The organism is Thermomonospora curvata DSM 43183, from assembly GCF_000024385.1.
Taxonomy (GTDB): domain Bacteria; phylum Actinomycetota; class Actinomycetes; order Streptosporangiales; family Streptosporangiaceae; genus Thermomonospora; species Thermomonospora curvata.
In genome coordinates, this window is record NC_013510.1 from 5,468,231 (window position 1) to 5,482,174 (window position 13,944).

Here is a 13,944-nt window from a genome sequence, read left to right on the forward strand (position 1 = left end):
ACCGCTCCGCCCGGCGAGAGCGGGGGATCAGGGCGCGGCGAGGGCGGCGATCACCCAGAGCAGCACAATGATGCCGAACATGCCACCGACGATCACAGCGAATCCCTTCGCCCCTGTCATCGGAGGTCTATCGCCGCTCATCCCGCCGTCTTCCCTTCGCTGCGCCGGCCCGTACCTCCGCCGAGCGGGACACGGCACGGACGAATGCCGCGCCGCCCGCCGGCGGGCGTGTGTCATGCCTGTACCCAGAGTACGGTCCCTTGCCCCTGCCCCGGCCGTCAGGTTCCTCCCACCTCCGGCTTCTTCGCCACCAGCAGGGCGAAGGTGAACGTCCTCCCCTCGTCGGCGTCGAGCATCCGCGCCTCGTGGCGGGACGCCTCGCGTACCGTCTCGTCCTCACCGGCCTGCGCGCAGACCCGGCACCAGTGCCGCCAGTAGCGCCACCCGTCGTCCTGCTCCCAGGCGTCCAGGACGCCGACCTTGCCGGTGAGCTCCCAGTGGCGGCGCCACCAGCCGACCGAGTGCAGCGATGCGAACTCCCACTGCCAGTAGGGGCGCAGGTGCTCGGGCACCCGGTCGATCTCCGCGCGCAGCCCCGGCACGGCGATGCCCAGCAGCCCGCCGGGCCGGATGAAGTCGGCCAGGTAGCCCACGTAGAAGTCGTCGGTCCCGAAGTAGTGGTAGGCGTCGATGCTGATCACCGCGTCGAAGTAGCCGTGGGCGAACGGCAGCTCCCTGGCCTCGGCCAGCAGGGGGAAGACCCGGTCGGCGCACCCGGCCTCCCGGATGCGGGCCAGGTTCTCGGTGGGCGCGACCCACAGGTCGGCCGCCCACACGGTCACCCCGAACTCGCGGGCCAGGAAGATCGAGGTCACGGCCTTGCCGCAGCCCAGGTCCAGCACCCGCATCCCCGGCCGCAGCGGCATCCGCGCGGTGAGCTCCTCCAGCAGCCACAGCGGGTTGGGCCCCATCACGTTGCGGATCAGCCAGCGGGGGTCATAGGCCGCCGAACGCGGAAACCGCGGCAGCGTCAGCTGTGCCCGCAGTTGCTCATCGTCCATCCCCATGCCCTCACGATCCCCGCGGCGGCCGGGTCATGCATCCGAATAACGGTCCCCTCAATCCGACCGTTGGCAGGACGACCGGGCCACCTCCGCTCAACCGGCCCAATGCTTTCGAGGGCTTCAACAGCAGGCCCGAAGGGCATCGCCCTCCCCGCACCGCCCAGCGGCGCGCCGAAAAGGTCCCCTGCAGACGCTCCGTCCTCGCTCCCCACCGCACACGCAGGACGTCGGGGAAGGCTGCGCGCCCAGGACCATGAGCAAGCGAGGATTCCCCTTAACAGCCCCCTCGATCGACCGTTGACAGGACGACCGGGCCACCTCCGCTCAACCGGCCCAATGCTTTCGAAGGCTTCAACAGCAGGCCCGAAGGGCATCGCCCTCCCCGCACCGCCCAGCGGCACGCCGAAAAAGTTCCCTGCAACTGCCCCGTCCTCGCTCCTCCTCGCATGCGCAGGGCGTCGGGGAAGGCTGCATGCCCAGGACCATGAGCAAGCGAGGGTTCCCCTTCACGGCGCGAAGGGGAACCCTCGAGCGTGCTTGCGTTCTTCGCCTCGGCCGCTTGCCCGGCCCCGCGGCGCACGCACCGGGCCTCACCCAGTAAGCCTTTTTCAACACATGGTCTTGGGCGCCGACGACGGGAGCTCAGACGGTATCCGAGGTCATGAGGTCGCCGGTCACGGCATCGTCCTTGACCCCCAGGCCCCCGCTCCCACCTGCGGGAACGTCGTGTCAGTGCGTGCGCCGCTCAGCGACCCTCCTCAGCGCGCGGCTTTGAAGGCCGGGACGCCGAGACGGCCGTTGCCGGCACCGGCTCGCCCCTGGCCGCGGACACCCCCGGTCCCGGCCTGAGGGGACGGCGTGCCGGGCAAGCCCGGCGCGCCGTCCCCTCAGGAGGACGGCGGCTTGGGGGCGGGGCCGCCGGCCGGTTCGGTGCCGCCGGGCTCCCGGGAGGCCGGGGTCTCGAGCGGCGGCTCGGCGGCCAAGGGCGCGGCGGTTGGCGCAGTGCCGCCGGAAGCGCCCACCGCGGCCATCTCCGGGCTGCCGGCGGCGGGCGGGACGCCGCCGGGGCCGATGGGGACGGCCCGGTTCCTGGACCAGACGATCGCGCCGATCACGATGAGCACCGCGGCCACGGTGACGCCGACCCGCAGCGGCAGGTTGCCGAAGTAGGTCACGATCGCGTCCGCGATCAGCAGCGACACCAGGTTCATCACCTTGATCAGCGGGTTGATGGCCGGGCCCGCGGTGTCCTTGAACGGGTCGCCCACGGTGTCGCCGATCACGGTGGCGGCGTGCGCCTCGCTGCCCTTGCCGCCCAGCTTGCCGTCCTCCACCAGCTTCTTGGCGTTGTCCCAGGCGCCGCCGGAGTTGGCCAGGAACACCGCCATCAGCACCCCGGCCGCGATGGCGCCGCCCAGGAACGCCCCCAGCGGGGCGTACCCGAGTCCGAAGCCCACCGCGATCGGCGTCATGATGGCCAGCAGGCCCGGGGTGGCCAGCTCGCGCTGGGAGTCGCGGGTGCAGATGTCGACCACCCGGTCATAGTCGGGCTCCTGGGTGTGGTTCATGATCCCGGGCTTGCTGCGGAACTGCTCGCGGACCTCGATGACCACCCGGCCGGCCGCCCGGCTGACCGCCATGATCGCCAGCCCGGAGAACAGGAACACCACCGCGGCGCCGACGATCAGCCCGATCAGCACGTTCGGCGAGTCGATCGACAGGCTGAAGTCGGCGTAGGTCCCCAGCGCGTCCCGCACCCCGGCCGAGGCCCCGGCCAGCGCCGTCTCCACGGTCGTCCGGTAGGCGCCGAACAGCGCGGTGGCCGCCAGCACGGCGGTGGCGATGGCGATGCCCTTGGTGATCGCCTTGGTGGTGTTGCCGACGGCGTCCAGCCGCTCCAGCACCTTGGCGCCCTCGCCGTGCACGTCCCCGGACATCTCCGCGATGCCCTGGGCGTTGTCGGAGACCGGGCCGAAGGTGTCCATCGACACGATCACGCCGACCGTGGTGAGCAGCCCGGTGCCCGCCATGGCCACCGCGAACAGCGCCACCGTGGTGTTGCCGAAGCCCAGCAGGAACGCCCCGTACACGGCGGCGCCGATCACCAGGGCCGAGTAGACCGCCGACTCCAGGCCCAGGGAGATCCCCGACAGCACCACGGTGGCCGGGCCGGTGCGGGCGCTGGCGGTGACCTCCCGCACCGGCCGGCGGGTGGTCTCGGTGAAGTAGCCGGTCAGCAGCTGGATGGCGCTGGCCAGCACGATCCCGATCAGCACCGCGCCCAGCGCCACCAGGCGCGGGTCGGCCTCCAGCGCGGTGATCTGCGGGTCGGTGACGCCGCCGAGCTCGGCGAAGGAGGACGGCAGGTAGCCGTAGGCGGCCACCGCCACCAGCAGCGCCGAGATGATCGCGGAGATGAAGAAGCCGCGGTTGATGGCGGTCATGCCGGAGCGGTCCCGGGCCCGCGGCGCCACCGCGAAGATCCCGATCATCGCGGTGATCACTCCGATCATGGGCACGATCAGCGGGAAGACCAGCCCGTGGGTGCCGAACGCCACGGTGCCCAAGATCAGCGCCGCCACCAGCGTCACCGCGTACGACTCGAACAGGTCGGCGGCCATGCCGGCGCAGTCGCCGACGTTGTCGCCCACGTTGTCGGCGATGGTGGCCGGGTTGCGCGGGTCGTCTTCGGGGATGCCTTGCTCGACCTTGCCGACCAGGTCGGCGCCGACGTCGGCGGCCTTGGTGAAGATGCCGCCGCCGACCCGCATGAACATCGCCAGCAGCGCGGCGCCGAAGCCGAAGCCCTCCAGCACGCCCGGGGCGCCGCCCTGGTAGGACAGCACCACCACGGCGGCGCCGAACAGGCCCAACCCCACGGTGAACATGCCGGCCACGCCGCCGGTGCGGAAGGCCAGCCGCATGGCCCGCCGCTCGGCGGCCGCGTCCCCGTCCCGGGCCGCGGCGGCGACCCGGACGTTGCCGCGCACCGCCAGCCACATGCCGGCGAAGCCGGTGATCGCCGAGAACAGCGCCCCGATCACGAAGAACACCGAACGGCCGATCCGCACCGCCATGTCGTCGGCGGGCAGCAGCAAAAGCAGCAGCGGGATCAGCACGACGAAGATCGCCACCGTGCGGAATTGACGTTTCAGGTAGGCGCCCGCGCCTATCTGCACCGCCCGCGCGATGTTGCGCATCTTCTCGGTGCCCTGACCGGCGGCCAGCACCTCGCGGACCAGCCATCCGGCGACGATCAGCGCCAGCAGCGCGACCAATCCGACGATGGCGACCAGGGCCAGGTCGCCGCCACCGAGATCGATTTCGGCGCCGCCGGCCGGGCTCGACAGGGAAAGCCCAGACATCTGTCCTCCTCGACAGGGCGTTGCGCTCGGGACCGTCGAACAGACGATCTTCACCGCCTACCCCGCAGGGCATTTCGCACACCTCGCGGGGCGTAGCGGGTGCCGGGAGTCTACGCAGGCCAAGCCCGGATTAGAAGCCTCCGAGGGCACGCATGCCGCCTTCCCCGAAAAGCCGCCGGACATACCTGGTAATTTCGCGTTCTGGCCCGCCTTCTCGGCATCACCCCAGGTCAGGGAACCGGCTTAAATTTCAGTCGTTCACCACAGGCATCATGCCCATCATCATTCACACCTCATCATCCGAATCAGGCCCCATATGGCCGGTCGATAAACATAATTAACCACGATCCGGATGACAAGATCGAAAATATCGTCCGATAAATGATCTCATAGCGTTTTTCAGCCCGGACGTCCAGGGGCCGGAAAACGGATTTCGACGATCAATCGCGCCGGCCGCCGCCTGCGGGGACGTCCTTTCCGGAAGCCGCCCGCGGGCATGAAAAGGCCCGCACGGGGCGAGCGCTCCGTGCGGGCCGGGGCGGGCCGCTCCCGCCCGACGATGAGGGGGTCAGGTGCTCTTGGGCCAGCTCATGCGGATCTGGACGCCCTTGGGGGTGGACCCGATCTCCACGTCGTCGACCAGGCCCTCGATCACCGCCAGGCCCAGCTCCGACACATCGTCGGCCAGGCCGCCCAGATCGAAGGCGCCGCGGGAAAAGCCCGGACCGGCATCCCCCCGGGGCGGCGTGACGGGCTGCGGATCCGCACCACCCGCCGCGTCGTCTCCGGGGACCGAGTCGCTGACGACGACCTCGAACCGGCCGCCGTCGTCGCTCAGCTCCAGCCGTACGGGCTCGTCCGGACAGTGCCGCAGATGAGCCTCCACCGCCCGCGAGCACGCCTCACCGACCGCCAGCCGTACCTCGTCCAGCAGTGTCTCCGCCACACCGCTGCGCCGGGCCACGGCGGTGACGATCAGTCGCGCCGTTCGCACATGGGCGGGCAGCGCGCTGAACGTGACCTCAACTGTCGCCATCTCGGGGGCCGTCTCGCGTGCAGCCGCTACTTGGCGCCCTTGCGCTTCTCCTGGGCGTCCTCGATGGAGTCGTGAATCCCGAAGACCTTGGTCAGCCCGGTGATCCGGAAGATCTTCAGGATGCGCTCCTGGGTGCACACCAGCTCCAGCGAACCGTCGTGGGCGCGGACCCGCTTGAGGCCGCCGACCAGGACGCCAAGCCCGGTCGAGTCCAGGAACTCGACCTTCTCCATGTCCACCAGGAGGTGATACTTCCCCTTGTTGACCAGATCGATGAGCTTCTCGCGAAGCTTCGGCGCCGTGTAGACGTCGATCTCGCCCTCCACGCTGATGACCGTGAGGCCATCGTCGGTGGTGTAGTCGTTCACCTTCAGGTCCACAGACTCCTCCAGCGCCGTGCCGCATTGGGTCGGGGCAACGGAACCCCGCCGTGATTCAACCACGACCCGGCGTCACGCATACGCGATTCCGCCAGGTGACGGCCCGCGGACCCCATGCCGCGTCAGCGCGCCTGCATAGGCCCGCGCGCAACCGAGTATCACCCGGTGGATGAGGGCAGGGGGTGCCGACGTCGCCGCCGGGACGTATCTCCACCTTGTGCCCAGGATGTCAGACTGGAAACCTGTGTCCGCACAAAGTTTTCGATCTTTGGGCTCCACCGGGCGGGACGGGCCCGCTCCCGGTGGGGGCGGCGTCCTGGCCAAGCTGCTCGCCGACCCGCGGCGGGACGGCCGGGTCACCCATGTGCACAGCGTCCCGCCCCGGCCGGGCCACCGGGCGCCCTGGCCGCCGTGGACGTCGCGGACACTGGTGGACCGGCTGGCCCTGGCCGGCATCCAGGCCCCCTGGCGGCACCAGGTGCAGGCCGCCGAGCTGGCCCGCGCCGGCCGCTCGGTGATCATCGCCACCGGCACCGCCTCCGGCAAGTCCCTGGCCTACCTGCTGCCCGCCCTCACCGCCGTCCTCGGCGAGGACGCCGGCGAACGCGCCCCCGCCGGCGTCCCGTCCGGGCGGGAAAGGCCCGCATCCGCCGCGCGGGACGGCGGGGAGGGGACGGTGCTCTACCTCGCCCCGACCAAGGCGCTGGCGGCCGATCAGCTGCGTTCGCTGCGCTCGCTGCGCCTGACGCGGCTGCGGGCGGCGACCTACGACGGCGACACCCCGCCCGACGAACGCGGATGGGTGCGCAAGTACGCCAACTACGTGCTCACCAACCCCGACATGCTGCACCGGTCGATCCTGCCGGGACACGCCCGCTGGGCGGCGTTCCTGCGCCGGCTCCGGTACGTGATCATCGACGAGGCGCACGGGTACCGGGGCGTGTTCGGCTCCCACGTGGCCCAGGTGCTGCGCCGGCTGCGCCGCCTGTGCGCCCGCTACGGGGCCTTGCCGGTCTTCATCCTCGCCTCCGCCACCACCGCCGAGCCGGCCGTGACCGCCCGGCGGCTGACCGGGCTGCCGGTGGAGGCGGTGACCGACGACGCCTCGCCCCGGGCCGCCGCCGCGTTCGCCCTCTGGGAGCCGCCGCTGACGGACCTGCGCGGCGAGCACGGCGCCCCGCTGCGCCGCTCGGCCACCGCCGAGACCGCCGAGCTGCTGGCCGACCTGGTCGCCGAGGACGTGCAGACGCTGGCGTTCGTCCGCTCCCGGCGCGGCGCCGAGTCGATCGCGCTCAGCGCCCGCCGCGCCCTGCAGGAGTCCGCGCCGGACCTGGCCGACCGGGTGGCCGCCTACCGCTCCGGCTACCTGCCCGAGGAGCGGCGGGCGCTGGAGGAGGCGCTGCGCTCCCGCCGGATCATCGGGCTGGCCTCCACCAACGCCCTGGAGCTGGGCGTGGACGTCAGCGGGCTGGACGCGGTGCTGGTGTGCGGCTGGCCCGGCACCCGCGCCTCGCTGTGGCAGCAGGCCGGACGGGCCGGACGCGCCGGGCGGGAGGCCCTGGCGGTGCTGGTGGCCCGGGACGACCCGCTGGACACCTACCTGGTGCACCACCCTGAGGCGATCTTCGGTACGCCCGTCGAGGCGACCGTGCTGGACCCCGACAACCCCTACGTCCTGGCGCCGCACCTGTGCGCGGCCGCCGCCGAGTCGCCGCTGACCGAGGCGGACGCAGAGCTGTTCGGCCCGGCGGCCGGCGAGGTGCTGGCGGAGCTGGTGGAGTCCGGCATGCTGCGGCGGCGCGCCACCGGCTGGTACTGGACGCGGCGGGAGCGGGCCTGCGACCTGACCGACATCCGGGGGGCCGGCGGCGAGCCGATCCAGGTCGTCGAGGCCTCCACCGGGCGGCTGCTGGGCACCGTGGACGAGCCGTCGGCGCACAGCACCGTCCACGAAGGCGCGGTCTACCTGCACCAGGGCGAGTCGTTCCTGGTGCGGACGCTGGACCTGGAGGATGCGGTCGCGCTGGTCGAGCCCGCCGAGGCCGACTACTCCACGGTCGCCCGGGACGTCACCGACATCCGCATCATCGAAACGCTCCGCACCTGCGCCTGGGGCGAGGCCCGGCTGTGCTTCGGCACCGTGGAGGTCACCAGGCAGGTCGTCGCCTACCAGATGCGGCGCCTGCTGTCCGGCGAGATGCTCGGCGAGAAACCGCTCGACCTGCCGCCCCGCACCCTGCGCACCCGCGCGGTCTGGTGGACGCTCTCACCCGGCCAGGCCGGGGTCCTGGACGCGGCGGACCTGCCGGGCGCCGCCCACGCCGCCGAGCACGCCTCGATCGGGCTGCTCCCCCTCTTCGCCACCTGCGACCGGTGGGACATCGGCGGCGTCTCCACGGCCCTGCATCCCGACACCGGGCTGCTCACCGTGTTCGTCTACGACGGCCACGAGGGCGGAGCGGGCTTCGCCGAGCGCGGCTATCGCGACGCCGCCGAGTGGCTGCACGCCACCCGGCAGGCCATTCTCGCCTGCGAATGCGAAAGCGGCTGCCCCTCGTGTATCCAGTCCCCCAAATGCGGAAACGGCAACGACCCCCTGCACAAGCAGGGTGCGGTCATTTTGCTGGGCGAACTGCTGCGCGGCGCCCCCAAGATCACCGAACCGTAGCGCCCCGATTGCGAAAGGGTCTACCCTCCCTCCCTGACGAAGATCCTCCGGTTCCCGCCCCCCGGAGAGGAGACCATGAACATGATCTTCATGGGCCTGTTCATCGCCGGCGCCGCGATCGCCGCCGGCATCGGCGCCGCGCTGGCCAATGACGCCGCCGCGCAGCTTTTCGTCTTCGGCGAGCCCGTCCCGGGCGTCACCACCCTGTGGCACGTCTTCCTCGCCGGCGTCATCGTCGCCACCGTCTTCATCGCCGGCCTCACCCTCGCGGTCTTCGGGACATACCGCTATGTGCGCACCAAACGCGAACTGCGCTATCTCCGCGAAGAACACGAGGAGTCCATCACCGCCCTGGAGATGGAAAAGCGGCATCTGGAGCGCGAGCTGGCCCGCATCCGCCGCGAATCCGGCCCCGGGCATTCCCTGTCGCCACCGTCCCACCCACACCCCCCTCAGCAGCCCGTCGTCCAGTGACTCCTTCGCTGGACGCCCTGGCGGGGGCAACACCCCGTTTCCGGCGCAAAACCCTGTGAGGACGTAGAGACCTGGACGTCACCAAGGTTCTCTCAGCGAATACAAGCCCGCCTCACGGCGTGACGCCTCCCACCGGGGCCATGGCGCGGCCTGCCAATCCCGACGGCCCTCTCCTCCCACCCGGCCGTGAGCCGCGCAGCCCTTGCGGCCCGCTCAATGACGTCCCGCCTGCGTCCCCGCCCGAGAACCTTTTTCAACACGATGTTCCCCAAGTGGGGATAGGGGTCTTGAGGCCAGGAACGGTGCGGTGACCTGCAACGTCGTGCCTTCGAATACCGCCGGGGCTCCCGCCTCAGGTGTCCAAGACCGCGTGGTGAAAAGGCTCACCGAGGTTTTCTCAACGAGTAGGCGCCGAGAAGCGGCATCGCCCCATGGGTTGGCGCATGAGCACCGGCGAATGCAGAGGAAGAACGGCGCAGGGGCGCCCCCCGAAGGCCCATGCCGTCGCTACCGGAGACGAGGGCGTCCACCGCCGGGCGCGCTTTCGCTCTGCTGGGAGTCGCTACTGCAGGGAAGCGCGCTCCTTTTTTCGTTGAGAAAGCCTCACTGCATGGGCGCGTTCACGCCTTGCGGTGGCGGTCTCGTCGCCGTCGAAGCGGCTCATCCCGGCCAGATGCGGCCCACCGGCCGCCGGATGCGGCAGCCGGTGGGCCGCTCCACGGTTTTCAGGCTCAGCGATCGGCCTTGCCGGTGGGAGCCTGCGCGCCGCCGGCAGCCGGCCCGGCGGCGGGCGCACCGGCCCGGGGGGCGGAGCCCGGCTTCATGACGGGCGCACCGGGGCGCATCTCCGCTCCGGGTTTGGCGGCGGGCGCCCCGTCACGAACGATCGGCTGGGGCCTGGTGGGAGGTGCGGCGCCGTGAGCGGACGGAGCGGGCCTGCCCGAAGGCATGCCGCCGCGTGCGGGTGCTCCGGGTTTGGCGGCGGGCGCGGTGCCGCGGACGGACGCGCCCGGCTTCACGGCGGGAGTGGCGCCGCGGGCGGGCCGCCTGGTCTTCGGGGCGGCGGGAGCCGGACGGGTCTTCGCACCGGGGGTCTGCTTCGCGGCCGTGCCTCCGCCGAGGAGGCGGCGGAGCCCGGAAGGAGACTTGGCGGAGGACTGGGCACGGGCGATGTGCTTTTGGGTTCGCTCCACGCGGGCCCGCCCGCTGCCGCTGCGAGCGGCCCTGGCCGCCATGCCGCGGCTGCTGAGCCCGGCCTGGGCCACGCGCATGCGCCGCGTCCAGGTTCCCAGGTGAGCCGCGACGAGCAGCAGGATCAGGGCGGTGGCCACGCTCTTGCCCCACTGAAGGCCGCTGATGGCGGAGTCCGGGCCGTCTGCGTTCTGTCCCGCGACCAGGGGGGCCGGGTAGGTGAAGCCGGGCGTCGCGCCATCGGGCTGGACGCTCGGGAGCGTGATCGGGGACTCGTCGTTGAACGGCGTCAGCGGGGTGCCGCCGCCACCGCCGTTCCCTCCGCCCTCTCCGTTGAACTCCGGCAGCGGCAGCGGGCTGCCGCCGCCTCCGTTGCCTCCGTTGCCGCCGTTGTCACCGCCGCCGCCGTTGTCGCCGCCGCGACCGCCGTCATCGCCGTCACCGCCGCCACCGGGAATCTGGACGGACGTGGAAGCGGCGCCGGATGAGACGGACCCGCCGAGCCCGTCGGGCCGCCGGGCGCTGACGCTCACCCTCACCGAATCGGCCTGCACGGAGCCGAGGCTGAACTTGGCGGAGCAGATCGTCCCGCTGCACAGGCTCTGGGGGGAGCCGGACTTGCTGCCCACGCCACCGGCCTGCACGGTGTAGCCGGTGAGGTCGTCCTCCAGGCCGAGGTTCCAGGTGACCGACAGCGTGCCGCCGGAGACCTTCGCCGACAGCCCCGACGGCGTGGCCGGCGGCACCTTCACCACGATGGTGCTGGTGTCGTACACCGTCGTGGTCGTCCCGACCAGGCGCACGGTGTAGCGGCCGTTGCGGCGGATGTTGAAGGTTCCCGAGATCTCGCCCTTCATGCTGCCGCTGGCCAGCAGCTGGTCGCCGCCGTCGGGGGTTTTGACCCGCAATCTGACGCCGAGCAGCATGTCCCTGAAGGTGGCGCGGGCGGTCACCTGCGTCCCACTGGTGATCACGGCTCCGTCCGCCGGAGCGGTGATGTTGCCGGAGGGAAGCCTGCCGGAGACCGCGTGGACGGCCGTCGGGTTCGCGAAGATCGTGAAGCCTGCCGCAAGGGGGGTTGCGATGAGCAGCGCTCCGAGCCTGCGAGTCCTCGTCACAGCGGTAATCCCTTCGACGGACGACTCATCGTCGCCACTGCGGTCCAGCGGTCCACTGCGATCCAGGTGTGCCTGCTGGCACCCAAGCGCTTACAGCAGCGTAACGTACCGGGAAGTAATCTGAATCACAGGGTTGTGGCGTTGGAACGGCGGACCGAGACTCACCCCAGCCACGACCACGCTCCGTGCAGCTGGACGTCAAGCTATTGACGCTCCGTACAACGGGAGCGCCGGAGGACTAACTTACGCCGTCCAGCCGCTGTGGACCAGCCCTGGCCCGGGAAATAAGGTGCATTCGCCCCAACGGGGCCGGCAACCGGACGATCACCGCCACCTCCACGTCCGCCACCGAGCCCCGCACCGCGCACGACGACAGCCGCCCGCCGGCCCCTTGCGCGACCACCGCCGCCCGGCGGCACGCCGCCGCACCGCCTTCCGCCGCCTTCGCAGCCGCCGCCAGCGCCGCCAGATCCGCCGCCCCATGGGCCCGATGCCGCGCCGCCCGCACCCCTCCCGCGCTGATCACCGTCACCGCGACGATCCAGACCAGCGCCGCGAACGCCAGCACCCAAACGGTCCCGGACCCACGCTCCCCACCGCCGCCCGCCCCCTTGAGTTCCCGACCGCCGAAGCCCCTTAAAGCCCTCACCCGGCCACGAAACCGACCCGATGAGCCGAGCGCCCACCCAGGCAGCCCGACATCACCCCGCCCAAGAAGCCTGTGGAAAAGGGCCGGTGGCCTTCGAAACCAGATCCCCATCCGTGCACCATCCTTCACTCGTCGTGACATCACCGCCCCCAGCCGGTACCGGCCCCGGTGCCCGACGGACGCACCCGCGGTCATCGCCCCGCGGCCTCCAGCCCCGCAACGGCGTCAGAAGAACGCCCTAGCCCCTGATCGCAAAGCCCCTGAAAGCCCCAGACCAGCCGAGCCGAAGCGATCAGCCCGGTCACCGCCCGCCGGTTTTCACCAGGCGATCTGCGCGCTGCGAGCATCACCGCGCCTGGTGGACTGCATGCGGCCACTTCGACGACACGCCCTCTGACCCCCTGGCCACAGAACACCACCACAAGCGAGAACCCAAGAGCAGCGCAACGCGAAACATCGACCGCGACACCAGACGGAGTTACACATCCGGCTTGAGAAGCCGCCAGGACCGCCTCAACGACGCACCCTCTGCCCCCTGGCCACAGAACACCACCACAAGCGAGAACCCAAGAGCAGCGCAACGCGGAACATCGACCGTGACACCAGACGGAGTTACGCATCTGGTTTGAGAGGCCACCAGGACCGCCCTGCGTCACACCTCAGGCTGAGGAAGGCCGCCAGGTCCCTTCGACGTCGCGCATCTATCCCAGGAAGGCCACCGGACCCCTCCAACGCCACACATCCGGCTCAGAAAAGACCGCTGGACTCCCTTCACATCGCACGCCCGATCTAACACAAGTCGCCAGGCTCTTTCGGTGTCACCTATCCAGCCGAGGAAGGCGACCGGGTTCCTTCGGCGTCGTGCATCCGGCTCAGCGAGGGGCCATCGGGCTCTTTCAGCATGGGGTGTTCGGTTGAGGGAAACCGCTCGGGACTCCTTGGTGCCGTTCCTCGGCGGCCGCCGCGTCCGGCGTGCGGGGGTCGTTCTCACGGGTCGGCTGCTCCGGGCTCGGTGGCCGCCAGGGCTCGGGCGTGGAGCACCACCGGTGGCAGGCCGGTCATGCCGGGGGCGTGGATCCGGGCGGTCACCTCGACCGTGCTCAGCTCGGCGTCCCGGTGGACCCTGACGTCGGCCCCGGCCGGGGCGGCCTGAGCCACCGCCAGCTCGACGGCCGGCAGGGGCTCGCCTCTGGAGGCGGCGCGGGCTCCCGTTTTCGCCGCGTCGGCGCAGGCGAGCTGGGCCGAGGCGATCGTCACTCCCCACAGCGCGGCCACGGTGACCAGCAGGAGGGCGGGGAGCGCCACCGCGATCTCGACCGTGGCGAAGCCAAAGCTCCCGCCCGTCGAAGGGCCTCGGGCCCCGCCGGCGGGGCGGCCACCCTGCCGCCAGGGGAAGCGGTCGCGCGGCCGGTGCGGGGCTTTTGCAATGTGCGGTCTTGAGGGCGGGGCGTGGCCTCGGAGAGCGGGGAGGGGAGCCTCGGCGGGGCCCGCCGCTGTGCCGTCACAGGGCACGGCAACGCCCCCGGTCGGGACGTATCCGCCTTGAGCTGCGGAAACGGAGCGCTGAAAACGATGGTGTGCGGCGTTGGGACGTCTCTGCTCGCAGCGCCGTCTCCGGCTACGGCGCACCCGCAGGCGACCTGCGGGGACGGCGTGCTGGAAAAGGTCCGGCGAACGGCACGGCGGTTCACCGGAGTGCGGCGGCGCCGATGCAAGGTGCGAGCGCCGGGGCTGCACGGCCATGCGATCACCCCACCGACTGCAGTGCGCCGCGGATGATCCCCATGAGCAGGGATCGCACTTCCGAGCTGGTCACCAGTTTGAAAAGGAGCGCCGCGAACGCCGCCGCCGCGACCGTTCCCACCGCGTACTCCGCGGTGGACATGCCGCGGTCGCGGGCGGAGCGGAGCCGGCGTTCCAGTGTTTTTCCGACCGCCTTCATCCGTGGTCTCCCTTCGCGTCGAGAGAACGGGATCGTCTCGGCACCAACTCTGCGGCG

The 13,944-nt window shown here is 71.3% G+C and carries 10 protein-coding genes; 2 read left to right on the forward strand and 8 right to left on the reverse strand.

What is annotated here, in order from left to right:
- Positions 1-278: 278 nt before the first annotated feature.
- The 4 genes from TCUR_RS23660 to TCUR_RS23675 form a co-directional block, all read right to left on the reverse strand.
- Complete coding sequence (locus TCUR_RS23660; protein WP_148233112.1) at positions 279-1,067, reverse strand: SAM-dependent methyltransferase; 789 nt, start codon at positions 1,065-1,067, stop codon at positions 279-281.
- An 884-nt stretch (positions 1,068-1,951) separates the two neighbouring features.
- Entirely contained in the window at positions 1,952-4,429 is a 2,478-nt protein-coding gene (locus TCUR_RS23665; RefSeq protein WP_012855125.1) for a sodium-translocating pyrophosphatase, read from the reverse strand.
- 568 nt (positions 4,430-4,997) lie between these two features.
- Positions 4,998-5,465, reverse strand: coding sequence for an ATP-binding protein (locus TCUR_RS23670; RefSeq protein WP_012855126.1), 468 nt, complete (start codon positions 5,463-5,465; stop codon positions 4,998-5,000).
- Positions 5,466-5,491: 26 nt separating this feature from the next.
- On the reverse strand, positions 5,492-5,845 hold the full coding sequence (locus TCUR_RS23675) for an STAS domain-containing protein (RefSeq protein WP_012855127.1): 354 nt from the start codon (positions 5,843-5,845) through the stop codon (positions 5,492-5,494).
- Positions 5,846-6,089: 244 nt separating this feature from the next.
- On the opposite strand from TCUR_RS23675, the gene TCUR_RS23680 reads away from it, so the two are divergent.
- Positions 6,090-8,513 (forward strand): DEAD/DEAH box helicase, encoded by a 2,424-nt coding sequence (locus TCUR_RS23680; protein ID WP_012855128.1) that lies wholly within the window; start codon positions 6,090-6,092, stop codon positions 8,511-8,513.
- Between the two features lie 75 nt (positions 8,514-8,588).
- Positions 8,589-8,987, forward strand: a complete 399-nt coding sequence (locus tag TCUR_RS23685; protein ID WP_245536932.1) for a hypothetical protein — start codon at positions 8,589-8,591, stop codon at positions 8,985-8,987.
- A gap of 731 nt (positions 8,988-9,718) precedes the next feature.
- On the opposite strand, the gene TCUR_RS26115 is transcribed toward TCUR_RS23685, so the two are convergent.
- The 4 genes from TCUR_RS26115 to TCUR_RS23705 form a co-directional block, all read right to left on the reverse strand.
- Entirely contained in the window at positions 9,719-11,152 is a 1,434-nt protein-coding gene (locus TCUR_RS26115) for a hypothetical protein (RefSeq protein WP_148233113.1), read from the reverse strand.
- Between the two features lie 382 nt (positions 11,153-11,534).
- Positions 11,535-11,945: an Rv3654c family TadE-like protein gene (locus TCUR_RS28195; protein WP_281055225.1), complete on the reverse strand. Its 411-nt coding sequence runs from the start codon at positions 11,943-11,945 to the stop codon at positions 11,535-11,537.
- Between the two features lie 987 nt (positions 11,946-12,932).
- Positions 12,933-13,250 carry a TadE family type IV pilus minor pilin gene (locus tag TCUR_RS23700; protein WP_012855132.1) on the reverse strand — a complete coding sequence of 106 codons (318 nt, stop codon included), beginning with the start codon at positions 13,248-13,250 and terminating at the stop codon, positions 12,933-12,935.
- 442 nt (positions 13,251-13,692) lie between these two features.
- A complete protein-coding gene (locus tag TCUR_RS23705) occupies positions 13,693-13,887 on the reverse strand; it encodes a DUF4244 domain-containing protein (protein WP_012855133.1) in 195 nt (64 codons plus the stop codon).
- Positions 13,888-13,944: the final 57 nt, after the last annotated feature.